Here is a 22,011-nt window from a genome sequence, read left to right on the forward strand (position 1 = left end):
CAATGTCAAAAACAGTCCTGGGGATTTACGACCTTACCCAAGCCAGCTTTTCATCAAGCCTTCGCCTGACGCTCAGCGATGGGCCGCTTGAACTGGGATGGCGACATTCCGGGCTGACTTCGGACTTCATCGCCGAGGCGATGGCCCTGCGATTTGCTGCATCGAAAACTCTGCACGCAGACATCCATCACGGGATCGAGTATCTGAGCAACGAGTTGATCGAGAACGCCGTGAAATTTCGGCTGCCCGGCGAAATCATCATTGAAGCCTGTGTGAAGGCAGAGGTTTTCCTGATGCGGGTACGCAATGAAATCGATGCCGCGACGTCTCTGCGGTTTCGCGATATCCTGACGGGAATGCTGGCAGCCGACCCGGGCGAATTGCTCATTCAGCAGATCGAAGCCAACGCAGCCTCGGACAGCGGCGCATCAGGGTTAGGCTTGCTGACGCTTCTGGCCGACTATCATGCGCGCATGGCATGGGAATTTGAGACTTCCGGCGAAAACCGCGTTCGACTGACAACGACCGCTTCGCTTGAACTACCGCTGACTTCAACCGAGTGAGGCGCAGATGGAAATCAGGGACGAAAACTTTCGAATCTGGGCTGAAGGCACTACCATCTATTTTGATGGCGTCCTGAGGCTCGCCGGACCGGATGCCTACGCGCCGATCCACTCTCTGGCGGCAGCCGCCCTTCATGAAAATCATGAGCGGGTAGTCTTCGATCTCACCGGCCTGGAGTTCCTGAACTCGTCCGGCATCAACCTGCTTGCGAAGCTCACCATCGAGGCTCGTAGGCAATCCAGCGTTCAGCTCGTGATAAAGGGCACGACGCAATATCCCTGGCAGTCCAAGTCATTGCCAAACCTGAAAAAGCTTTATCCTCAGTTGGATCTGCAGCTTGCTTAATGATTAGTTACAGCTCACATCGTGAGACGGCTATATCAACCACGGCCCCAAAGCTTCGGAATCACTATCTTTTTTGCCCTTGCCCTGACCTCTGGCAACCGCTTCTGGATACGAAGAGAGGGCCGCAAGGCCCTCCGACGTAATTGGAATTGCCTATTTGAGATCCTCTGGCTGGATAAAATCCATATCCGTATAGTCGATATTGTCGCCGGCCATCGCCCAAATAAAGGTATAGCTGCCGATCCCGGCGCCCGAGTGGATCGACCATGGCGGTGAGATTGCGCCTTCTTCATTGCCGATGAAGAGGTGGCGGGTTTCCTGGGGTTCGCCCATAAGGTGCAGCACACGGGATTTCGGCTCCATCCCGAAGTAGAGATAGGCTTCCATGCGACGGTCGTGGATATGCGACGGGATCGTGTTCCAGACGGAGCCGTCCTCGAGTTCGGTATAACCGAGCACGAGCTGGCAGCTTTCCATGACGAGCGGATGGATGAACTGGTTGATGGTGCGCTTGTTGGAGGTCTCGGCTGCGCCGAGCTTCACTTCCTTGCTGTCCGCCTTGGTGATCAGGCGGTTCGGGCAGGACCGGTGTGCCGGGCACGAGGTGATGTAGAAACGTCCTTTACCGCTGAAGGTCACGGCACCTGATCCCACGCCGAGATAGAGCACGTCGCCGCGCTGCAATTCCCATGTTTCATCGGCGATGCTGACAGTGCCGGTCTCTCCGACATTGACGATGCCCATTTCACGGCGATCAAGCAGCGAGGGCGTCTTGGTTTCTTCCACCTTGTCGAGAACCAGCTTGCCGCCATTTGGAACGGCACCGCCCATGATGAAGCGGTCGTAATGCGTATAAATCAGGCGGATCTCGCCTTCCCGGAACATATCCGAAGCGAGAAAATGCTTGCGAAGTTCCGTCGTATCCATGGCCTTTGCCTGGTCCGGGTGTACGGCGTGCCTCGTTTCGACGCTCAGCATGGACATCTCCTTTTACAGCTCTCATTAACTCATAGTACGTGTTCGCTATGTCTGTATGACAAGCATTGCTAGGTCAAGCTACATTCTCCGCGGATACATGAAAGGCACAGCGAGTGCGGTCCGAGCGATCCTCTGCTTGATCCCGCTCGAGGCGAAAGAAGCAACTCAAACCGACAAGATCTTCAACCACATCCTGTTCAGCAAACTTGAGACCACCAGATATTCGTCCGTGGGGGCAAAGAATTGCATTGCGCCAAGACAGAATGTCAAAACATATTTGACATGTCGACGGCAAGATGTCTAAATCTGTCTGGCAAGTATTGTTTTGGGAGGAAAAATGATCATCACCGACGTCAAAGTCCGCGTCTTCCGCACGACCACTCGTCGGCATTCCGACAGCGCCGGTCATGCGCATCCGGGCCCTCCGCATCAAGTCGAACAGGCGATGCTGACTATTCGCACCGAAGATGGCCATGAAGGCCATTCTTTCACCGCGCCGGAAATCGTTCGCCCCCATGTCATCGAGAAATTCGTCAAGAAAGTTCTGATCGGCCAGGATTATCGTGACCGTGAACGGCTGTGGCAGGATCTTGCCCATTGGCAGCGCGGGTCCGCCGCACAGTTGACCGATCGCACCCTTGCCGTCGTCGACTGCGCGCTCTGGGATCTCGCCGGCCGCGCGACCAACACACCTGTTTACAAGTTGATCGGCGCCTATCGCGACAAGGTGCTCGCCTATGGCTCCATCATGTGCGGCGACGAGATCGAAGGCGGCCTGGCAACACCGGAAGATTACGGACGTTTTGCCGAAACGCTGGTCAAGCGCGGTTACAAGGGCATCAAGCTGCATACCTGGATGCCGCCGGTCAGCTGGGCACCGAATGTCAAGATGGACATCAAGGCTTGCGCCGCCGTGCGCGAAGCCGTCGGGCCCGATATCCGGCTGATGATCGACGCCTTCCACTGGTATTCGCGCACAGATGCGCTGGAACTAGGCCGCGGGCTTGAGAAGCTCGGCTTCGACTGGATCGAGGAGCCGATGGACGAGCAGTCCATGTCCTCCTACAAGTGGCTTGCCGACAATCTGGATATTCCGGTCGTCGGCCCGGAAAGTGCCGCCGGCAAGCACTGGCATCGCGCCGAATGGGTAAAGTCCGGCGCTTGCGATATCCTGCGCACCGGCGTCAACGATGTCGGCGGCATCACGCCGGCCCTGAAGACCATGCACATGGCCGAATCCTTCGGAATCGAGTGCGAGGTGCACGGCAACACGGCGATGAACCTGCATGTCGTGGCGGCGGTGAAGAATTGCCGCTGGTACGAACGAGGCCTTCTTCACCCCTTCCTCGAATATGACGATGGTCATGATTATCTGAAGTCGCTCTCAGACCCGATGGACAGGGACGGTTACGTGCATGTGCCGGATCGTCCGGGCCTCGGTGAGGACATCGATTTCGACTTCATCGAAAACAATCGGGTGAGGTAATATCATGAAGACGCTTCTGGCCTTCGGAGACAGCCTGACCTGGGGAGCAGATCCGAAAACCGGTCTGCGCCATCCGCGTCAGCATCGCTGGCCAGAAGTGTTGAAGGCTGAACTCGGTTTTCAGGTCGATGTCTTGTCCGACGGGCTTGGCGGCCGCACCACCTGCTATGACGATCACACGGGGCCGGCCTGCCGAAACGGCGCGCGCGCATTGTCGGTGGCGCTCGCAGTGCACATGCCGCTGGACCTCGTCGTGATAATGCTTGGCACCAACGATCTGAAGCCGGCCCATGGCGGCCGCGCCGAGGCGGCGTTTTCCGGCATGCGGCGGCTTGCCGAGATCGTCGAGACATTCCCCTACAAACCGCGCTCGGCGCGGCCGCGGCTGATGCTGGTTGCACCGCCGCCCTGCGTGACGGACACCAACGGCCAGGTGGCCGGCGGCCGCAGCATTGCAGAATCACAAAGACTTGCGCCGCTCTACCGCAAACTTGCCGCAGAGCTCGGACACGACTTCTTCGATGCAGGCAGTGTCGCAAGCGCTTCGCCGATCGATGGCGTGCATATGGATATCGCAAACACGGAGGCTTTGGGCCGAGCGCTCGCGGGCCCGGTGGCAGACATTCTCGGGTGATCGGCCCGGCTTGGGAGAGCCATAGGCCGAAAGGATAGAAATCATGGAGGGGCCGCATCCCAAGCGGAGCGGCATCAAATGGAGGAAACATGCGACACTTTTTTGCAACTGCAGCCGTCGGAGCACTCCTGCTCGGCGCCATTCCCCTGAACGCCCTGGCGGAAACGCCGAAAGACCAGCTTGTCGTGGCGACCACGATGAACAACATCTTGACGCTCGATCCGGCCGCCATTACCGGCCGCGAGACCGTTCAGGTGCTCAACAATATCTACGATACGCTGGTCGTCCTGAACGACAAGGATCGCTCGATCCAGCCGCGCATCGCGGAAAGCTGGGAGATCTCCGAGGACCGGATGTCGATCCGCTTCCACCTGCGCAAGGCGACCTTTGCCTCCGGCAATCCGGTTACCGCCAATGACGTGGTCTGGAGCCTCAAACGCCTTCTCACCCGCAACCTCGCCCAGGCCTCGCTGCTCAAGACCCGCGGCTTCAAGGCGGAAGCGGCCGACAAGCTCTTCGTTGCCGAAGACGAACAGACTTTCGTCCTCAACCTGCCGCAGCCGGATGACCCGAACCTCGTTCTGATGGTACTGGCGCAGAACGGCCCCGGCTCGATCATCGACAGCAAGACGGCGCTTGAAAACGAGAAGGACGGCGATCTCGGCGCCGGATGGCTGACATTGAATTCCGCCGGCTCCGGTCCGTTCACGCTCGGCCAGTGGAAGTCCAACGAATATATCATCCTCACCCGCAACGGCGATTACTGGGGCGAGGCACCGGCGATGAAGCGTGTGCTGATGCGCCATCTGCCGGAATCACAGTCGCAGCGCCTGATGCTGGAAAAAGGTGATGTCGACGTCGCCTATTCGCTGCAGGCACCGGACCTGAAGTCACTCGAAACCGATGCCAAGATCAAGATCGAGTCGACACCCGGCTCCGGCTTCTACTATCTCGGCGTGTCGATGAAGGACGAGCGTTTCGCCAAGCCGAAGGTGCGCGAAGCGCTGCGTTACCTCATCGATTATGAAGGTCTCGACAAGGCCGTCATGCCCTATTACGGCAAGGTCCGCCAGCGCCAGATCAGCACCGGCGTCATGGGTTCGCTGCCGGATCCGGGCTACAAGCTCGACGTTGCAAAGGCAAAGGCGTTGCTGGCGGAAGCCGGTTATCCGAACGGTTTCAAGACCACGCTTCGCGTCCTTTCGGAAGATCCGTTCATGAAGGCGGCAACCGCCATCCAGAACACGCTCGCCCAGGCCGGCATCCAGGCCGAGCTGATCACCGGTTCCGGCGACCAGATCTATGGCGCGATGCGCGAGCGCAAGTTCGAGCTGCTCGTCGGTCGCGGCGGCGGCGGCCAGCAGCCTCACCCGGACAACAACCTGCGTGCGCTTGCCTACAATCCGGACAATTCGGATGAAGCCAAGCTCACCAATTATCAGAGCTGGCGCACGAGCTTCTACGACGAGAAGCTCAACAAGATGATCGGCGACGCGCTTGTCGAGCGCGATACGGTCAAGCAGACCAAGGCCTATGAGGACATCCAGACCTACATGGAAGAGATCGTCATGTCGCTGCAGCCGTTCTCGGAAGTGGTCGATACCGCCGCATTTCGCAGAGATGTTGGCGGCATGATCGTCAATCCCTGGCTTTCCCGCTTCGAGGGCATCACGAAACAGCGCTAACCCCTCCAGGCGGCTGTTTCGACGAAGAGGCGCATGGCAACATGCGCCTCTTTTCGCTTTGGTGCCATTCGACCTGATCCTGGCTAGTCTTGGCAATGCCGGCACATCAGGTGCTATGCAGGCCCTCGCCGCGCGATCAGCCCTCAGTTCTGCAGGGCCCAATCCGCGGCCTGCCAGCGCATCTGCCCGCGGTCGGCGACAACACGGCCAAGCCCCGGGAATGGCATATGCGTGGCAGCGATGAGCGCGCCTTCGGCGGCCGCCATCGGGAAGAAGCGGTCGCGCATCGCCCTGGCGGCTTCGCGGTCCTGTTCGAACAGGAAAAACACATCGGTCGCCTCTGGGTGAACGACTGGGAAGATCATATCCGAAACCATGATCAGGCTCTGACCGCCATCTTCAACCCGCACGCCGATATGGCCAGGCGTATGACCTGTCAGATCGACGATCGTGACGCCTGGCACAATCGCGCGCTCGCCGTCGATTGCCTGGAGTTTCGGGTAAAGACGCACAACATCCCCCGCCATGTCGAAGCTGGTCTTCAGATAGTCGGGCGCACCGCTGCGTTTGGCCGGGTCGGTCCAATGAGTGACATCGCGCCGATCAATATAAAGTTCTGCGTTGGGATAGTTGTTCTTACCCCCTGCGATCAGGCCGCCCATGTGGTCCTGATGCAGATGCGTTACGATTACGGCGTCGATCTGGTCACGCTGAAGGCCAAGTGCCGCGAGCGCCTTTGGCAGTTCACCGGTCTGCCCGATCGAGCCCGCCGCACCGGCGTCGATAAGGATGCGGCGCTCCCCATCCTCGATGAGATACTGGTTAAAAAGGAAACGCACGCCGCTCTTGCGGGCAGTGAACTGCGCGACTGCAGCTTTCTCCACTTCTGCCGCGTCACGTCCCGGAAAATAGTTATAGGGCATGTCGGCATATCCGTCCGTCAGGGCCGTTATCGTGAAGCGCCCGATACGGATCTGCGCCAGCGGCGTAATGCTGGCCGGCATCTTTGCAACGGCTTTGGTAGCCGCAAGCGCGGGCGCCAAGATCGTACTGATCAGTCCTGGGCCGACGACACTGAAAGGAATGGCACCGACAAAGGCTCTGCGTAACAGTTTAGGCATGACGCTTTCCCCCGGATCATTTGAAATGACGGGGCCACCAGCACCCCGAAATGAGGTGTAGGCTATGACAACCGCAACCAGTGAGATACTCTTCCGTTTCGGAAGCTTTCCTCTCTAATTCCGGAAGGATCCCATGGATCGGTTCGAAGCGATGTCCGTGCTGCTGGCGGTGGTGGAGGCAGGTAGCCTCTCGGCTGGAGCGCGGCGACTGCACTCACCTCTTGCAACGGTCAGTCGCAAGGTAGCGGATCTCGAAAAGCACCTCGGCGTGCGCCTAGTGTTGCGCACCCGCAGCGGCCTCACCCTGACGGAAGAAGGACGCTCCTTCGTCGCCGCGTCGCGCCGCATTCTGGAAGAACTGCATGCAGCAGAACAGCAGGCCAGCCGCGCTCATCGAGCTGTGCGTGGTGGACTGCATGTGACTGCACCCATTGCCTTCGGCGAGCGCCACCTGCTGCCCATTGCGATAGAATTCCTGAAGGAGCAACCCGATATAAACCTGCGCCTGACCTTGGTCGACAGGCAGCTAAGTCTGGGCGATGAGCAGGTCGATGTAGCTCTGCGAATTGGGCATTTGGCAGATAGCGCGCTTATCGCAACCCGCGTCGGAGCAGTCCGCCGGGTGCTCTGCGCGAGCCCGGATTATCTGGCTCGCCGAGGCGTGCCATGTCAGCCGAGTGACCTAGCAGAGCATGACGGGATAAGCTTCCAGGGCTTCGCAGCCGCCCCGGAATGGCGTTACCGCCGTGACAACGCTGCCTTTGCAGTTGAGCCGCGCGCCAAGCTCGCGGTCAACACGACGGAGGCTGCTATTCAGGCTGCCCTGGCCGGAATCGGCATAATCCGCGTGCTCTCCTACCAGGTTTCCGACCAGTTGCGTTCAGGCGCGCTGCAAGAAGTGCTACCCGATTTTGCTCCTGAACCACTGCCCGTGAGTATTATCCATCGCCCCACCGACCCATTGCCGCAAAAGGTGCGATGTTTTCTGGACTGGATCGGAGCCCGCCTGCGCGCGCAGATGGCTGTTTAGGGAACGTCCACTTCTCCCGTAAACGCGAAGCCGGTTCGCACTTTCGCTGGAATTGGCCCAACCCGCCATCCCGGCGCTCTTACCCTCCAACACAAAAAGAGCCCGGCACTGAGACCGGGCCAGGGAGGAGTTCTTCTAATCGGACTGGGCGTCACGCATGCCCTTCATATTCCAGAGAGGCACCGATCAGCTCACGGGAATAGGGATGAGTCGCCTCGCATCCGGGGATCGCCTCGCGCGGCAATATCTCGGTAATCTCTCCGCGCAGCATCACGGCGAACCGGTCGCACATATGATCGACCACCGCCAGATCGTGGGTGACCATGATATAGGTGAAACCGTGCAGTTCGCGAAGCCTCTGCAACAAGTTCAGGATTTCCGCTTGCACCGAGACATCGAGCGCGGATGTCGGCTCGTCCAGCAGCAGCAGCGACGGCTCAAGGATCAGCGCACGCGCGATTGCCACGCGCTGGCGCTGTCCGCCGGAAAGCTGGTGCGGAAAACGATCGAGGAAGGAGACCGGCAGGCCGACATCGGTCAGCACTTTCTGCATCCGATCTTCATGGTCGGAGAGCTTGTGGATCCGCAGCGGCTCGGACAGCACGGTGCGCACCGACTGGCGTGGGTGTAGTGAACCGTAAGGATCCTGAAAAACCATCTGCAGGGTGCGGCAACGTTCGATCAGCGGCATGTCGCGCACGGACTTTCCGTTGATCAGCACATCTCCCTTCCAAAAATCCGTCAGCATGGAAATGCAGCGCAGAATGGTGGATTTACCCGATCCGCTTTCGCCGACGAGGCCGAAACATTCCCCCGGTTCCACCAGGAAGGATACATCTGGCAGCACCTTGAGCGCGGTCGGCCCGTGGCCAAAGGTGATGGAGAGATTGCGTGTCTCGACTGATACGGTCATCGGGAAACCTCCTCCAGCCATTCGGGGCGGCGGTCGAGAACCGCGAGCGGCGCACGCGCCCCGCCGATGCGCGGCTGGGCGGCCAGAAGGCCTCGGGTATAGGGATGCTGCGCCTTGTCGAGATCACGGGCGGCAAGTGTTTCAACGACCCGGCCTGCATACATGATCAGAACGCGGTCGCAGAAATTGCGGACCAGATTAAGGTCGTGACTGATCATGATCAGGCCTATCCCCCGATCCCGGACGAGACTGTCGAGAATGTTCAGCACCTGAAGCCGCACCGTGACATCCAGCGCCGAGGTCGGTTCGTCGGCAATGACGACATCGGGATCGGCAAGCAGCATCATCGCGATCATCACACGCTGCCCCATGCCCCCCGAGATCTCGTGTGGATACTGTTCGCAAACGCGCTCCGGATCGCGGATCTTGACCGCTTCCAGCATGGCGATCGCCTTTTCGCCAGCTTCCTTCCTGCTGCATTTGAAGTGGCGCAGATAGGTCTCCGCTACCTGGTCTCCGACCTTGCGAATGGGATTGAGCGAAAACTTGGGATCCTGCAGGATCATCGACATGCGCCGGCCGCGTATACCAAGCATCTGCTTTTCCGTCAGCGACAGAAGCTCGATGTCTTCAAACCGCATCGTCTCGGCTGTAATCTTCGCGGAAGGCAGCAGTCGCAAAAGAGCTCGCCCCACAGTGGATTTTCCCGAACCGCTTTCACCGACAATGCCAAGCCGTTCGCGTCCGAGGGTAAAGGAAACCCCGCGCACCGCGTCGGCCGATGCGCCTCCATAACGGATGTGAAGATTTTTCACGTCGAGGATGGGACTGGTCATGACCTACCTCCGGTTCATCTGCTTCGGATCAAGCGCGTCGCGCAATCCGTCACCAAGTAAGTTAAAGGCAAGGCTGACGCACAGGATGGCGACGCCCGGAAAAGTAACGAGCCACCAGCTGTCGAGCATGTAGCGACGGCCGGTCGCGATCATCGCTCCCCACTCGGGAAGCGGCGGCTGTGCGCCAAGGCCGAGAAAGCCGAGACCGGCTGCCGTCAGGATGACTGTCGCCATGTTGAGTGTCAGGCGGATCAGCACCGAAGGCAGGCACATCGGCACGATCGACTTGACGATGATGCGCAGCGGCGACGCGCCCTGCAGGCGTGCCGCGGCAATGTAATCCGCATTGCGGAAGGTCATCGCCTCGGCGCGGGCAAGACGGGCGATCGGCGGCCACGACGTCAGCGCAATCGCGATGATCGCGTTGTTGAGGCTCGGGCCAAGCGCCGCCACGAAAGCAAGCGACAGGATCAGGCTGGGAAACGACAGAAAGATGTCGGTGATGCGCATCATCACGGTGTCGAAGCGACCGCCCAGGTAACCGGAGGCCGCGCCGACGGCAAGCCCGATCGGCCCGACGACGATCGACACGAGAAAGATGATCGTGAGCGTAATGCGTGATCCCCAGACAAGGCGGCTGAAGATGTCGCGACCAAGTTCGTCGGTTCCGAAGAGGTGTGTGTTGCCTGGTGCCTGCAGTGTGTTGGCAAGATCCTGCGCATAGGGGTCGTGAGTTGCGATCAGCGGTGCGAAGATGGCGACGAGGATCAGCAGTGCCAGAACGCAAAGACCGAACAGCGATGTCGGGCTCTTCATCAGGAAGACGATGATATTGCGCAGGGCATTGAGCGAGGCCGGCATGCGCAGCCTGGAGGCGGTTGTAACTGACATCAGCGGGTCCTCGGATCAAACAGGCGGTAAAGCACGTCGGAGAGAAGATTGAGGGCGATGAAGATGACGCCGACGATCAATACGCAGGTCATCACAGCGTTCATGTCGCCGATAATCAGGTTGCTGGTCAGATATTGTCCGAAACCCGGCCACGCGAAGACCGTCTCGATCAGCACCGCGCCTTCCAGCAGCGAGCCATAGGCAAGCGCCACGATGGTGACGAGCTGCACGCGGATATTGACGAACGCATGCCGCCATATGGTCTGATGCTTCGACAGACCCTTCACACGGGCAGTGGTGATGTATTCCTGGCCGAGCTGGTCCAGCATGAAACTGCGCGTCATGCGCGTTATATACGCGGAGGACGAATATCCGAGCAGTGAAGCAGGCAGTATCAGATGGTTCACCGCCGACCAGAAGACGTCCATTTCTCCCGCAAGCAGGCTGTCGATGAGAAGGAAGCCAGTCGTCTCCGGTACGAGACCGATATAGAACTGGTCCATGCGGCCACTGCCACCGACAAGGTCGAGCTTCGCATAAAGAACGATGAGCGCGATCATGCCGGTCCAGAAGATCGGCATGGAATGGCCGAACAGGCTCAGCACGCGCACCACATGGTCAGGCCAGCGATCCTTGTTGACCGCGGCAATGACACCCATCGGCACACCGAGACCGGCACCGATGAGGATCGCAAAAGTGGCCAGTTCGATCGTGGCCGGCATCACATGCAAGATATCCTGGATCACCGGCTGGCCGGTGCGGATCGATGTGCCGAAATCGCCGGTGAGGACGTCGCCGAGATAATAGAAGAACTGTTCCCACAGCGGGCGATCCAGCCCAAGAGAGCGGAAAACCTGTTCATAGGTTTCGCGGGTCGCATCCTCACCAACGATCGCCCGCACGGGGTCGGCGGGCATCATGCGTCCGATAATGAAGGTGAGTATGAGCAAGCCAAGCAGCGTAACCAAAATGGTACCGATCTGCCCGGTTGCGCCCTGCAGGGACAGGCGTCTTTTCGACATGGTTCCTCCGTATGCCGGTCGCCAATCACTGGCGAAGACAGGCTCCCATCCTGTCAGACAACTAAAGCCAAGTTGTCACATGCGGTTTCCGCTGTCAAGCATCGATCAGAGGAAGTCGTCGCGGCGCGGTGTAAAGCAGTCGATCAATTCGCCTTCCTCAAGGCATTCACATCCGTGCGTGACATTACCGGGAATGACCAGACTGTCGCCGACCGAGAGTTCATGCACTTCCTCACCGCGGAAAAAGCGGAATCGGCCGCGAGAAACGTAGGTGGACTGCACATGAGGATGGCTATGCAGCTTGCCTGCTGCGCCCGCCTTGAATCGAAACGACACGACCATCAGTTCGGACGCTTCGGAAAGGACTTGACGCTGAACGCCTTCATCTGGCGAAACAACAGGAAAAACGGGTAGAGACATGATAACCTCACTGACAGAAAACTATAATCACCATATATGGCCAGATTTCTGTATGACAACAAGCTTATGACAAAACCGTAACGCCATCTGTCTTCGCGGTTCGCGAGCGAAGCAGGGCTTTGTAGCGATCGAGGCTTCCACGCAGATGAGCACGCATGTGCTCGCGCGCGAGATCTACATCACCTTCTATGATCGCATCAACGATACGGGCATGCTCTTCCTGCAAATGGAGGTTATAATCCATCGGACGAGTTCCCGGCGCAGCCCCCTGCAACTCCCCGCGAGGAATGATGCCTGCGCGGATCAATTGCAAAAACTCGGGAAAACGCCGGTTTTGCGTGGCCTGCGCTATCGCCAGATGCAGGCCGAAATCTGCGTCCCGCGTCGGTGCCCCTTCTGCAAGGCACGCACCCACATGGCTGTGGGCCTCAAGGATAGCCTCAATCTGGGCCGCCGATCGGCGCGCGGCAGCAAGAGCTGCAGATTCCACTTCAAATACAGTTCGCAGTTCAAGCAATTCGATGACGGATGAGATACGTTCCGTTTTCAGATCCTTGAATGGGCGCTCTTCCTCACGTTTGGCTTCGAGCGCAAAGACACCCGCCCCTTTGCGCGCCTGGACAAGTCCATCGGCGCGCAGAATAGCAATCGCCTCGCGCACGACTGTGCGGCTGACAGCATATTGCTTGGCCAAGGCATTCTCGCTGGGCAGGCGATCCCCAGGGCGAAATGCGCCTCCCGTCAATTGCGCACGGAGATCCGAGCTGATCCTCGATGCGTGAGACGCATCCGGTCTGGCCATGGCGGTGAAGTCTTCCAATATCGCCTCGCTGTCGACAACCTGTCAGGCATGTTGCCTATCTATTACAGGAGTCTTGTGCGGCGGCAAGCCAAGATATCGATATCGTTACTTCTGCGGACGAGAGCTTACTTGCCTTTCGATCTGAAGTTTGGCGATGAAGTTTGCATGGACCGAGCCAATCAGCGCGGCTCGCATCGGCCTCCACCTTCATCAAACACATGCAAATGCTGCGACGGGAAGACAACCTGTACATTCGGCCCGGCGGAAAGAGCTGCGCGATCGAGCGTGAACACCTTGAAAGCCAGCCCATGTAATGACAGGTGCAGGATGATACCGAAACCGGTCGGCTCGACCAGATCGACACTCGCCGCCATCCCGGTGCCCTCGCCGCCCATCACCACATGTTCCGGCCGGATGCCGACGGTCACCTTCGCACCATCGTCAAGCGCCAATGGCGACGGAAGTGAAACGAAGGTTCCATCCCTCAAAGTCACGCCGCCAGCCGAATAGGTCGCGTCGAGAAAATTCATGCCCGGAGAGCCGATGAAACCGGCGACAAAAAGGTTGGCGGGACGGTCGTACAGCTCCAGCGGAGCCCCCACCTGCTGGACCACCCCGCCATGCATGGCAACGATCCGGTCCGCCAAAGTCATCGCCTCGATCTGGTCGTGGGTGACGTAGATCGAGGTGGCCTTGAGGTCGCCATGCATTTTCTTGATTTCGGCGCGCATCTGCTCGCGCAGGCGGGCATCGAGGTTAGACAGCGGCTCGTCGAACAGAAACGCCTTGGGCTGACGCACGATGGCGCGGCCCATGGCGACACGCTGACGCTGGCCACCGGAAAGCGCCTTCGGCCGGCGATCCAGCAGCGGATCGAGCCCGAGTTTCGAGGCGGCACTTGCGACGGCAGCAGCGATCTTTTCCTTCGCCGTTTTCCGAAGTTTCAGGCTGTAGCTCATGTTGCCGGCAACATTCATATGCGGATAGAGCGCATAGGACTGGAACACCATGGCGATGTCGCGGTCTTTTGGATGCAGTTCGTTGACGCGTTTGCCGTCGATGCGCATCTCGCCGCCGGTGACTCCTTCAAGCCCGGCAATCATGCGCAGCAGCGTGGATTTTCCGCAGCCGGACGGGCCGACCAGAACGACGAACTCGCCGTCCTTGATCTGCAAATCGATGTCGTGCAGCACCTTCACATGGCCATAGGCCTTCTTGACGTTCTGGATATCGATCGAAGCCATAAGATTACCCCTTGACCGCGCCGGCCGTCAGGCCCTGAACGAGGTAGCGCTGGATGAGCAGGAAGAAGAGAGCAGCCGGGATGAGCGCGAGCACGCCCGCCGCCATCATCTGCCCAAAGTCCACCGAAAATTTGGAGACGAAGGTCAACAGCCCGACCGGGAAGGTCGCGGCATTGTTGCCGTTGATCAGCATCAGCGCGAACAGCAGTTCGCTCCAAGCGGCGGTGAAAACGAAACCGAGCGTCGCGGCAATGCCGGGAAGCGTCAGCGGCAGGATGATTTCCCGGAACGCCGTGAATTTCGTGGCACCGTCGATCATCGCCGCCTCTTCGAGATCCTTTGGAATGCCATCAAAGAAGGACTGCATAAGGAACGTGGCGAAGGGTACGTTGAAGGCGGTGTAAACGACGATCAGGCCCGTCAGGCTGTTGGTGAGGCCGAGCGGCGTCAGGATCTTGAAGATCGGCGCCACCAGCATGACCAGCGGGAACATCTGCGTCAAAAGCATCAACCCGACGATCCAGTATTTGGCGCGGAAACTGAAACGGGAGAGCGCATAACCGGACAGCGAGGCGCAGATCGTGACGATGATGGCGGTCGAGCCGGAGACGATGAGGCTGTTCTTGAAGAAGGTCGGAAAGGCGCTGTGCTGCAGCACGAAGGAATAGTGTTCCCACGTGGTCCGCGACGGCCACATGCGCACGCCTTCGGAATAAAGCAGATCGTTCGGCGTCAGCGACACCTTGAACAACCAGTAGAGCGGGAAAAGCGCGAAAATGACGTAGGCGAGGATCGCCAGTCGGTGCGCGATGGTCGGAAGAAGCGATGTTTTCATGACACTCACCCCTTGTTCAGCAATGTCTGCCGCAGCAGGATGATCAGCATGGAATAGGCCAGCAGCAGCACGAGCAGCACCAGCGCGATGGCCGAGGCATAACCGAAATCAAGCGCCTTGAAGGCCTGGGTGAAGATGTAGCTGGCAACGATCTGGGTGCGATCGGCAGGCCCGCCGCCGGTCATGACGACGATCAGATCGGCGAAATTGGAAATCCAGACAGTCCGCAGCAGCACGGTGATGGCGATGGTCGGCGCCAGAAACGGCAGCGTGATCGACCAGAACCGCTGGAACCATGAGGCGCCATCGATGGAGGCCGCTTCATAAAGATCGCGCGGGATCGATTGCAGTGCGGCCAGCAGCGTGATGGCGAAGAAGGGAATACCCCACCAGACATTGGCGATGATCGGACCCCACATCGCATATTGCGGATCGGACAAGATGTTGCCCGGCTGGCTCATCAGGCCGAGATCGAACAGCCAGTGCGGGATCGGCCCGATGACCGGATTGAACAGCCATGCCCAGTTAAGGCCGGCCAGAAACGACGGCACCGCCCATGGCAGAAACACCAGCGCCTGCACCAGACCACGGCCCATGAACGGCTTGTCGAGCAAAAGCGCCAGAATGAGCCCGAAGGTAAATTGCAGGAAAACGGAGGCGCCGGTCCACCACAGCGTGTTTTTCAGCGCGGTGTAAAACGCCCGGTCCTTCGACAGCGTTTCAAAGTGCTCGAGCCCGATGAAACCGCCGGAAAACGGGTTGAGCAGTTGGATATCGCGAAACGCATAGGAAATGCCGACGACAAGCGGCACCAACATCACAACGATGATGAGGATCAGCGCCGGTGCGCTGTAAAGATAAGGCTCGGAGGCATCGGCAAGACGTTTTTGCCACGGCCTGCGATCCTGGCGACGATCATAGACGTCGGCGGTCATGGACATCACACAGTTTCCCGTTTGCGGCGCAAGGTCTGCGCCGTCATTGCATGAAGAAAGGCGGGGCGGCGGCGCGGGCATTCCGCGCCGCCACGGCGTCGATTACTTCTTGGAGAGGTTCTTCTGCTGTGCCTTGGTCAGGTAAGCCGCCCATTCATCGGCCAGTTCCTTGGCCGTGATGTCGCCGAGCAAAGCCTGCTGCGAGGTCTTGATTGCCAGCGAATCCTTGAAGAAGGCGAATTCCTCGAGGAAGGTCGGCATCACGGTCGGAACGGTGTCCTTATCGGCCAGTTCCTGGAACCAGCCCTTGAACTGGTCACCGGCATAGAACGGGTCCTTTTCGGCTGCCGTATAGGCCGGCAGTGCGCCGATCTTCTTGTTCCACTCGATATTGCCTTCCGGGCTCTGCAGCGTTTCGATCAGCTTCCAGGAGAGGTCCTTGTTTTCGCTCTTGGCGAACATCGACCAACCGGCATAACCGATAGTCGGATAGGACTTGCCGGCCGGACCCTTGGGCAGCGGTGCGACGCCAAAGTCTTCCGGCTTCATGCGTTCGGCAACGGCGATCAGCGCATCCGGGTCCTGATCGAGGAAGGCGCAGGTGCCGGAATAGAAACCGGCGACGACTTCATTGAAGCCCCAGTTGACACTGTCCTTCGGCGCCAACCCCTTCTTGTAGAGATCGACCATCCACTCGATGCCCTTTGCCCAGCCTTCGCTGTTCATGGTCGAGGTGCCGTCTTCGGTGAAATACTTGTTGTCGCCGGCCATGGAGGCTGCAAAGATCATCCAGCCATTCAGGCCGCCCGGTCCGCCGCGCATGCAATAACCGTATTTGCCCGGCAGCTTGGAAACGGCTTCCGAAGCCTTGACGAATTCGTCCATGGTCTTCGGTGGTTCGGAAACGCCGGCTTCGCTCAGGAGTTTCTTGTTGTAGAACATCGCCCGCAGATAAAAGCCGTAGGGCAGCATATAGGCGGTGTCCTTGACGTCACGGCCAAGCTCAAGAGCGCGCGGCGTCAGTTCCTTGGTGTGCTGCCATTTTTCGAGATATGGCTCGAGGCTTTCGAGCATGCCGTTATTGCCGTAGAGCGAAAGCCAGGTATCCGGCATTTCCATCACGTCGGGTGTATCGCCGGCCGATACCATGGTGGCGAATTTCTGGAACGCTTCGTTCCAGGGCAGCGAGATGATTTCCACCTTGGTGCCGGGATTGGCAGCTTCGAACTTTCCGACCAATGATTTCAGTGTCTGCGTGCGCTCCGGGCTGGTGATGACTTCCACCAGCTTGAGGGTTGTATCGGCCATGGCGGTCCCCGCCATCATGGTCGCGATGAATGCAGCTGTTATGATTGTTTTCATTTTTCTGCTCCCAGTTATCTATTGGTTGATGCGCTAGGTGGCGACGGCGATCGCCTCCTGAAGATCGCTCCACAGAGCCTCGGTTCCCTCGAGGCCGACATGGAGGCGTATGGACCGCGCATGGATGCCAAAAGTATGCGCGGAATTCGGCTGGGCCTTTTGCTGCAGCACCACTTCGCCCGGAACGATCAGGCTTTCGTGGCCGCCCCAGCTGACGCCCAGCTTGAAGAGTTTGAGATGATCGGCAAAGGCGCGGATATCGACGCCTTCCCTGAAGATGAAGGAAAACAGGCCGGACGTGCCGTGAAGCCCCGCCGGCAGACGGTTGGCCAGGCCCGGATGGCAGACCGTTTCCACCACATCGAGTTCGCTCAGACGCCGCGCGATGGTCAGCGCCGCATCCTGATGCGCCTTCATGCGCAAGGGCAGCGTGCGCATGCCACGGATCAAGAGCCAGGCATCGAAGGGCGAAAGTTTGCCCCCGAGATAGGGATAGGCTTCCGACTTCACCCGCGCGATCATCTCTTTCGAACCGGCAACGACACCGGCAACGACATCGCTATGGCCGCCGAGATATTTTGAAGCCGAATGGATGACGAGATCGACACCGAGCGTGATCGGCCGCTGGAAGACCGGGCTGGCCCAGCTGTTGTCGATCATCGACACGGCGCCGTGTTTCTTGGCAAGGGCCGCCAGCGCGCCGACATCATGCGCTTCCATCACCCAGCTCGTCGGGCTTTCCAGATAGAGAATTTTTGCACCGGGCAGAGCCCTGTCTACCGCCTCCTCATCGCGACCGTCGACATAGGTGACTTCGACCTTCATGCGCTTCAAAAGCGTGCCGAACAGGCGAAACGCGTCGGGATAAACATGCTTGACGGCGACGATACGATCCCCCGGCTCGACAAAACTCAGGACCGAAGACGAGATCGCCGACATGCCGCTGGCAAAACCGAGCGCGTCTTCGGCCCCCTCCAGCTTCGCCAGCATTTCCTCGAACATGCGCACCGTCGGGTTAAGGCCGCGCGTATAGATCGGCCGCACCTTTTCGCCGCGATAGGAGGCGATCATCTCGTCATATTCGGAGAAGGTGAACAGCGAAGTCTGAAATATCGGCGGCACGACCGCATCGGCAAAATTGCCGTCGTCATGGGCGGTGATCAGTGAGGCAAACGCCGACGGATCGAGCATTTCATTCATTTGGACATTTCCTTGATGTCTTCCTCAACAACCGCGAGGATTTTCAGCGTCTCGCACCGCGCGCCCTCGGGATCCCGGGCGGCGATCGCGTCGAAAAGCGTGCGATGGAATGGAAAGGAGCGGCGAGCAAAATCCTTGCGGTCGAAGGGTGAGGCCCAAAAGTGCTCGAAACTTTCGCGCATCTGTTCGAGCAATTGCCGGAACAGCGGATTGTGCGTGGCGTCGTAAACGGCGAGATGAAAGGCAAGATCTTCCGGACCAGAAGACCCTTTCTCCAGATGGACGGTTTCCATCTTCACCAACTTGTCCTCGATGATCGCCAGATCGTCGGCGGTGCGCATCTGCGCCGCCACCATGCCGGCCTCGCATTCGATGCCGCGGCGAACCTGCAGCGTCTGCAAAAGCACGTCGCGCAATTGCGTCGTATCGAGTGACAGCGGCATGTGAACAGTGTCGGGCGAGATCGGCCGCAGCAGATAGGTGCCGCTGCCCTTGCGGGTTTCGATGACGCCGAGTGCCTGAAAATGCCGGATCGCCTCGCGGATGGTTGAGCGGCCTACCGCAAGCGTCGCCATAAGCTCGCGTTCTGCAGGCAAGCGGTCACCTGTCTTCAGCTCGACATCGGAAATGTAGTGGGCAAGTGCGACAGTCACCTGTCGAGCACGATCCAGCGTCGGCAGCGGCTGAAGTGAACTGGTTCGACTTGATCTCATCATGCCTCAAACGCACCGAATTGGTCTGACATCATAGCAAACCACGAGAGCGGATAAGTGTCAATTCTTCGGCACGGTTTCGTGCCGAAGCAACAGAACTCCGGTTTCTGTCGAATGTTTTGAGGTCGAAAACGCCTAACTCAAACTTCGTTTATCGAGCTCGATATCGCACAAGGCTCGTAGGTCGGGACGAGCCTAGAGACGGCTGAGCTATTGCAGCGCAGCCCACGGATCGTTTCATTTCCTCCCGATCATCGCTTGATGGGCGTCGCGGTAGCTTGCCCATGCAATCGAGAATTCCACACGGACAAAGTTTGCGCCTGGAGAAAAATGCGGGCTCAGGCCGACAGGTTTCTCCAAGCAAACCGTCTTACGGAAGGCCAAGGTGGATATTCGATCGTCACGATACACGCACGGCATCACACCGAAAAAATCGCGATCCTACCGAACTGGCACTGGCAACGGAGAGAAAATTTACGGCTATGCCGTGGATTATCTATCGTGTTTTTTGCGCCACTCGGCAAACATCGACAGGTTGTTCTCGTCGGTAGCAGGATAAAGCCCGATAATCGTGTGTCCAGCTTTCACTCGCTCGACGACGAAATCTTCGTAAGCCGTCATCTCGACCGCCTCGTCGGCAATCTCGTCGGCGATTTCCGCCGGAATGACGATAACGCTGTCGTCGTCGCCGACCATGATATCGCCCGGAAACACCGCCACATCGCCGCAACCGATCGGCACGTTGATGTCGATCGCTTCATGCAGCGTCAGGTTCGTTGGGCTGGAAGGGCGATTGTGATAGGCGGGGATATCCAACTCTCCGATCGTCATCGCGTCGCGAAAACCGCCGTCGGTGACAACCCCTGCCCCGCCGCGCACCATCAGCCGGGTGATCAGGATATCGCCGGCAGATGCCGCCCGCGCGTCCTTGCGACTGTCCATGACCAGAACCGAACCTTCCGGGCAGGTCTCTATCGCGTGGCGTTGCGGATGTTTGGGATCCCGGAACACCGTCATCGGGTTGCGGTCTTCACGCGCCGGCATATAACGCAGCGTGAATGCCGGGCCGACCATGTTGCGGCCCTTCGGTCGAACCGGCCGTACATCCTGGATCGTCTGGTTCTTCAGGCCGCGCTTGTAAAGCGCCGAGCAAAGCGTTGCAACGGATACGCCCATCAGTTTTTCGCGGGTAGCAGGGTTCATGGTCTCTCCTCGATGCTTCATCAGTTGATCGCCGGTTCGGGCACCTTCGCGCCGAATTCGGTCTTCAGGAAGTCGAAATCGCAGCCCTTGTCGGCCTGCTCGATGTGCTTGGTGAACATGAAGCCGTAACCACGCTCATATCGTGGCTCCGGAGCCACCCAAGCCGCTTTGCGCTTCGCCAGTTCCTCTTCTGAAACCAGCATGTTGAGGCTGCGGGCGGGAATGTCGAGCTCCACCATGTCGCCGGTCTTCAACAGTGCCAACGGCCCACCCACAAAAGCTTCCGGCGAGGCATGCAGCACACAGGCGCCGAAACTCGTGCCCGACATGCGAGCGTCGGAAATCCGCACCATGTCGCGTAAACCCAGTTTCAGCAGCGCCTTCGGCATCGGGATCATGCCCCATTCCGGCATGCCCGGCCCGCCCTGCGGCCCCGCATTGCGCAACACCAGAACCGTGTCCGGCGTCAGCGGATAATCCGGATCGTCTATGATTTTCTTTAGCTCCGGATAGCTGTCGGCCACGAGCGCCGGCCCCATATGTCTGTGGAATTTCGGGTCGCATGCGGCCGGCTTGATGACCGCGCCATCAGGGCAAAGATTGCCCTTCAGCACCGCCAGCGATCCCTCGTGATAGACGGGATTGGAGAGCGGCCGGATGACATCCTCGTTCCAGATCTTCACATCCTCCAGCCCATCGGTCAGCGGTTTTCCGGTCACCGTGATCGCGCTTGGATCGAGCTTGTCTCCGAGCTGCTTCATCAGTGCCCGGAGCCCGCCGGCATAGAAGAAGTCTTCCATCAGGTAGGTCGTGCCGGAAGGACGGATATTGGCGATCACCGGCGTCGTGCGGCCGATCCGGTCGAGATCGTCGAGTTCCAATGGCACGCCGGCACGTCGCGCCATGGCGATAAGGTGAATGATCGCATTGGTCGAACAGCCCGTCGCCATCGCCACCGTCACTGCATTGTTGACGGCGGCCGGCGTAATCACCTTCTCCGGCGTCAAGTCCTCCCAAACCATTTCGACGATCCGCCGCCCGCATGTGGCCGACATGCGTTGGTGGTTGGCATCGGCGGCCGGAATGGACGAGGCATTCGGCAATGTCAGCCCCATTGCTTCGGCGATTGCCGTCATTGTCGAGGCGGTACCCATCGTCATACAGTGACCGTAGCTACGCGCGATGCCGCCTTCGATCCCCTGCCACTCTTCCTTGGAAATTGTCCCTGCCCGCCGCTCATCCCAATATTTAAAGCCGTCCGTGCCGGAGCCCAGCGCCTTGCCGGCATAATTGCCGCGCAGCATCGGACCGGCTGGCAGGTAGATGAACGGAATGCCCATGGACACCGCCCCCATCACCAGCCCCGGTGTGGTCTTGTCGCAACCACCCATCAGCACAGCGCCATCGACCGGATGCGAGCGCAAGAGTTCCTCGGTCTCCATCGCCAGCATGTTGCGATAGAGCATGGTCGTCGGTTTGACGAAGTTTTCAGATAACGACAGCGCAGGCAATTCCATCGGAAAGCCGCCCGCCTGCAGCACGCCGCGCTTCACCCATTCCGCCCGTTCGCGAAAATGCATGTGGCAGGGCTGGGCGTCCGACCATGTATTGATGATTGCGATGATCGGCCGCCCCTCCCAGTCTTCCGGCGCATAACCCATCTGCATGGTGCGCGAGCGATGGCCAAATGAGCGCTGGTCGTCAGGCATCATCCAGCGGGCCGACCGCAGGTCTTCATACGTCTTTTTCTTCGTTGTCATTCCTCACTCCTCACGCCTTCGGTCACTGCCGA

General features: G+C 59.1%; 22 protein-coding genes. 6 read left to right on the plus strand and 16 right to left on the minus strand.

Translation table 11 applies throughout. The features are described 5' to 3' along the window. Nucleotides 1-2 precede the first annotated feature (2 nt). The gene (locus JNB91_RS12005) at nucleotides 3-563 is read left to right on the plus strand and encodes a slr1658 superfamily regulator (protein ID WP_220325745.1); all 561 of its coding nucleotides are present in this window, start codon (nucleotides 3-5) and stop codon (nucleotides 561-563) included. Nucleotides 564-570: 7 nt separating this feature from the next. After that, on the plus strand, nucleotides 571-909 hold the full coding sequence (locus JNB91_RS12010) for a slr1659 superfamily regulator (RefSeq protein WP_220325746.1): 339 nt from the start codon (nucleotides 571-573) through the stop codon (nucleotides 907-909). A 153-nt stretch (nucleotides 910-1,062) separates the two neighbouring features. Here the strand turns inward: JNB91_RS12010 and kduI are convergent, their stop codons facing one another. Continuing rightward, on the minus strand, nucleotides 1,063-1,887 hold the full coding sequence (gene kduI / locus JNB91_RS12015; protein ID WP_220325747.1) for a 5-dehydro-4-deoxy-D-glucuronate isomerase: 825 nt from the start codon (nucleotides 1,885-1,887) through the stop codon (nucleotides 1,063-1,065). Nucleotides 1,888-2,224: 337 nt separating this feature from the next. Between kduI and JNB91_RS12020 the strand changes: the two genes are divergently transcribed. From JNB91_RS12020 to JNB91_RS12030, 3 genes are all read left to right on the plus strand, one after another. Beyond that, complete coding sequence (locus tag JNB91_RS12020) at nucleotides 2,225-3,373, plus strand: mandelate racemase family protein (RefSeq protein ID WP_220325748.1); 1,149 nt, start codon at nucleotides 2,225-2,227, stop codon at nucleotides 3,371-3,373. 4 nt (nucleotides 3,374-3,377) lie between these two features. Then, the gene (locus tag JNB91_RS12025) at nucleotides 3,378-4,007 is read left to right on the plus strand and encodes an SGNH/GDSL hydrolase family protein (protein ID WP_220325749.1); all 630 of its coding nucleotides are present in this window, start codon (nucleotides 3,378-3,380) and stop codon (nucleotides 4,005-4,007) included. 89 nt (nucleotides 4,008-4,096) lie between these two features. Beyond that, complete coding sequence (locus tag JNB91_RS12030) at nucleotides 4,097-5,692, plus strand: ABC transporter substrate-binding protein (RefSeq protein WP_220325750.1); 1,596 nt, start codon at nucleotides 4,097-4,099, stop codon at nucleotides 5,690-5,692. Between the two features lie 143 nt (nucleotides 5,693-5,835). On the opposite strand, the gene JNB91_RS12035 is transcribed toward JNB91_RS12030, so the two are convergent. Next, the gene (locus JNB91_RS12035; protein ID WP_220325751.1) at nucleotides 5,836-6,813 is read right to left on the minus strand and encodes an MBL fold metallo-hydrolase; all 978 of its coding nucleotides are present in this window, start codon (nucleotides 6,811-6,813) and stop codon (nucleotides 5,836-5,838) included. A gap of 133 nt (nucleotides 6,814-6,946) precedes the next feature. Between JNB91_RS12035 and JNB91_RS12040 the strand changes: the two genes are divergently transcribed. Next, the gene (locus JNB91_RS12040; protein ID WP_220325752.1) at nucleotides 6,947-7,843 is read left to right on the plus strand and encodes a LysR family transcriptional regulator; all 897 of its coding nucleotides are present in this window, start codon (nucleotides 6,947-6,949) and stop codon (nucleotides 7,841-7,843) included. A gap of 151 nt (nucleotides 7,844-7,994) precedes the next feature. Here JNB91_RS12040 and JNB91_RS12045 read toward each other — a convergent pair whose 3' ends face one another. From JNB91_RS12045 to araD, 14 genes are all read right to left on the minus strand, one after another. Beyond that, nucleotides 7,995-8,756: an ABC transporter ATP-binding protein gene (locus tag JNB91_RS12045; RefSeq protein WP_220325753.1), complete on the minus strand. Its 762-nt coding sequence runs from the start codon at nucleotides 8,754-8,756 to the stop codon at nucleotides 7,995-7,997. Beyond that, nucleotides 8,753-9,592: an ABC transporter ATP-binding protein gene (locus JNB91_RS12050; RefSeq protein WP_220325754.1), complete on the minus strand. Its 840-nt coding sequence runs from the start codon at nucleotides 9,590-9,592 to the stop codon at nucleotides 8,753-8,755. The genes JNB91_RS12045 and JNB91_RS12050 overlap by 4 nt, the downstream gene beginning before the upstream one ends. 3 nt (nucleotides 9,593-9,595) lie before the next feature. Next, nucleotides 9,596-10,483, minus strand: a complete 888-nt coding sequence (locus JNB91_RS12055) for an ABC transporter permease (RefSeq protein ID WP_220325755.1) — start codon at nucleotides 10,481-10,483, stop codon at nucleotides 9,596-9,598. After that, on the minus strand, nucleotides 10,483-11,505 hold the full coding sequence (locus JNB91_RS12060) for an ABC transporter permease (protein ID WP_220325756.1): 1,023 nt from the start codon (nucleotides 11,503-11,505) through the stop codon (nucleotides 10,483-10,485). The genes JNB91_RS12055 and JNB91_RS12060 overlap by 1 nt, the downstream gene beginning before the upstream one ends. A gap of 105 nt (nucleotides 11,506-11,610) precedes the next feature. After that, a complete protein-coding gene (locus tag JNB91_RS12065; RefSeq protein ID WP_220325845.1) occupies nucleotides 11,611-11,928 on the minus strand; it encodes a cupin domain-containing protein in 318 nt (105 codons plus the stop codon). Between the two features lie 61 nt (nucleotides 11,929-11,989). Continuing rightward, complete coding sequence (locus JNB91_RS12070) at nucleotides 11,990-12,727, minus strand: FadR/GntR family transcriptional regulator (protein ID WP_220325757.1); 738 nt, start codon at nucleotides 12,725-12,727, stop codon at nucleotides 11,990-11,992. Between the two features lie 179 nt (nucleotides 12,728-12,906). Next, nucleotides 12,907-13,971 carry an ABC transporter ATP-binding protein gene (locus JNB91_RS12075; RefSeq protein WP_220325758.1) on the minus strand — a complete coding sequence of 355 codons (1,065 nt, stop codon included), beginning with the start codon at nucleotides 13,969-13,971 and terminating at the stop codon, nucleotides 12,907-12,909. Nucleotides 13,972-13,975: 4 nt separating this feature from the next. After that, a complete protein-coding gene (locus JNB91_RS12080; protein ID WP_112510113.1) occupies nucleotides 13,976-14,806 on the minus strand; it encodes a carbohydrate ABC transporter permease in 831 nt (276 codons plus the stop codon). A gap of 5 nt (nucleotides 14,807-14,811) precedes the next feature. After that, complete coding sequence (locus JNB91_RS12085) at nucleotides 14,812-15,747, minus strand: carbohydrate ABC transporter permease (protein WP_220325759.1); 936 nt, start codon at nucleotides 15,745-15,747, stop codon at nucleotides 14,812-14,814. Between the two features lie 96 nt (nucleotides 15,748-15,843). Beyond that, nucleotides 15,844-17,103 (minus strand): ABC transporter substrate-binding protein, encoded by a 1,260-nt coding sequence (locus JNB91_RS12090; RefSeq protein ID WP_220325760.1) that lies wholly within the window; start codon nucleotides 17,101-17,103, stop codon nucleotides 15,844-15,846. A 33-nt stretch (nucleotides 17,104-17,136) separates the two neighbouring features. Then, nucleotides 17,137-18,303: a PLP-dependent transferase gene (locus JNB91_RS12095; RefSeq protein ID WP_220325761.1), complete on the minus strand. Its 1,167-nt coding sequence runs from the start codon at nucleotides 18,301-18,303 to the stop codon at nucleotides 17,137-17,139. Then, nucleotides 18,300-19,016, minus strand: coding sequence for a FadR/GntR family transcriptional regulator (locus JNB91_RS12100; RefSeq protein WP_220325762.1), 717 nt, complete (start codon nucleotides 19,014-19,016; stop codon nucleotides 18,300-18,302). The genes JNB91_RS12095 and JNB91_RS12100 overlap by 4 nt, the downstream gene beginning before the upstream one ends. A 492-nt stretch (nucleotides 19,017-19,508) precedes the next feature. Next, nucleotides 19,509-20,219, minus strand: a complete 711-nt coding sequence (locus JNB91_RS12105) for a ribonuclease activity regulator RraA (protein WP_220325763.1) — start codon at nucleotides 20,217-20,219, stop codon at nucleotides 19,509-19,511. 20 nt (nucleotides 20,220-20,239) lie between these two features. Next, the gene (araD, locus tag JNB91_RS12110; RefSeq protein ID WP_220325764.1) at nucleotides 20,240-21,979 is read right to left on the minus strand and encodes an L-arabinonate dehydratase; all 1,740 of its coding nucleotides are present in this window, start codon (nucleotides 21,977-21,979) and stop codon (nucleotides 20,240-20,242) included. Nucleotides 21,980-22,011 lie beyond the last annotated feature (32 nt).

It is taken from the genome of Aliirhizobium wenxiniae, assembly GCF_019511445.1.
Taxonomy (GTDB): Bacteria; Pseudomonadota; Alphaproteobacteria; order Rhizobiales; family Rhizobiaceae; genus Neorhizobium; species Neorhizobium wenxiniae_A.

Coding starts and splice junctions, on each gene's coding strand:
- JNB91_RS12075 (WP_220325758.1), bottom strand. CDS start 13,971: ATGGCTTCGATCGATATCCAGAACGTCAAGAAGGCCTATGGCCATGTG.
- JNB91_RS12060 (WP_220325756.1), bottom strand. CDS start 11,505: ATGTCGAAAAGACGCCTGTCCCTGCAGGGCGCAACCGGGCAGATCGGT.
- kduI (WP_220325747.1), bottom strand. CDS start 1,887: ATGCTGAGCGTCGAAACGAGGCACGCCGTACACCCGGACCAGGCAAAG.
- JNB91_RS12090 (WP_220325760.1), bottom strand. CDS start 17,103: ATGAAAACAATCATAACAGCTGCATTCATCGCGACCATGATGGCGGGG.
- JNB91_RS12055 (WP_220325755.1), bottom strand. CDS start 10,483: ATGTCAGTTACAACCGCCTCCAGGCTGCGCATGCCGGCCTCGCTCAAT.
- JNB91_RS12045 (WP_220325753.1), bottom strand. CDS start 8,756: ATGACCGTATCAGTCGAGACACGCAATCTCTCCATCACCTTTGGCCAC.
- JNB91_RS12020 (WP_220325748.1), top strand. CDS start 2,225: ATGATCATCACCGACGTCAAAGTCCGCGTCTTCCGCACGACCACTCGT.
- JNB91_RS12025 (WP_220325749.1), top strand. CDS start 3,378: ATGAAGACGCTTCTGGCCTTCGGAGACAGCCTGACCTGGGGAGCAGAT.
- JNB91_RS12070 (WP_220325757.1), bottom strand. CDS start 12,727: ATGGCCAGACCGGATGCGTCTCACGCATCGAGGATCAGCTCGGATCTC.
- JNB91_RS12085 (WP_220325759.1), bottom strand. CDS start 15,747: ATGTCCATGACCGCCGACGTCTATGATCGTCGCCAGGATCGCAGGCCG.
- JNB91_RS12040 (WP_220325752.1), top strand. CDS start 6,947: ATGGATCGGTTCGAAGCGATGTCCGTGCTGCTGGCGGTGGTGGAGGCA.
- araD (WP_220325764.1), bottom strand. CDS start 21,979: ATGACAACGAAGAAAAAGACGTATGAAGACCTGCGGTCGGCCCGCTGG.
- JNB91_RS12105 (WP_220325763.1), bottom strand. CDS start 20,219: ATGAACCCTGCTACCCGCGAAAAACTGATGGGCGTATCCGTTGCAACG.
- JNB91_RS12080 (WP_112510113.1), bottom strand. CDS start 14,806: ATGAAAACATCGCTTCTTCCGACCATCGCGCACCGACTGGCGATCCTC.
- JNB91_RS12005 (WP_220325745.1), top strand. CDS start 3: ATGTCAAAAACAGTCCTGGGGATTTACGACCTTACCCAAGCCAGCTTT.
- JNB91_RS12100 (WP_220325762.1), bottom strand. CDS start 19,016: ATGAGATCAAGTCGAACCAGTTCACTTCAGCCGCTGCCGACGCTGGAT.
- JNB91_RS12035 (WP_220325751.1), bottom strand. CDS start 6,813: ATGCCTAAACTGTTACGCAGAGCCTTTGTCGGTGCCATTCCTTTCAGT.
- JNB91_RS12030 (WP_220325750.1), top strand. CDS start 4,097: ATGCGACACTTTTTTGCAACTGCAGCCGTCGGAGCACTCCTGCTCGGC.
- JNB91_RS12010 (WP_220325746.1), top strand. CDS start 571: ATGGAAATCAGGGACGAAAACTTTCGAATCTGGGCTGAAGGCACTACC.
- JNB91_RS12050 (WP_220325754.1), bottom strand. CDS start 9,592: ATGACCAGTCCCATCCTCGACGTGAAAAATCTTCACATCCGTTATGGA.
- JNB91_RS12095 (WP_220325761.1), bottom strand. CDS start 18,303: ATGAATGAAATGCTCGATCCGTCGGCGTTTGCCTCACTGATCACCGCC.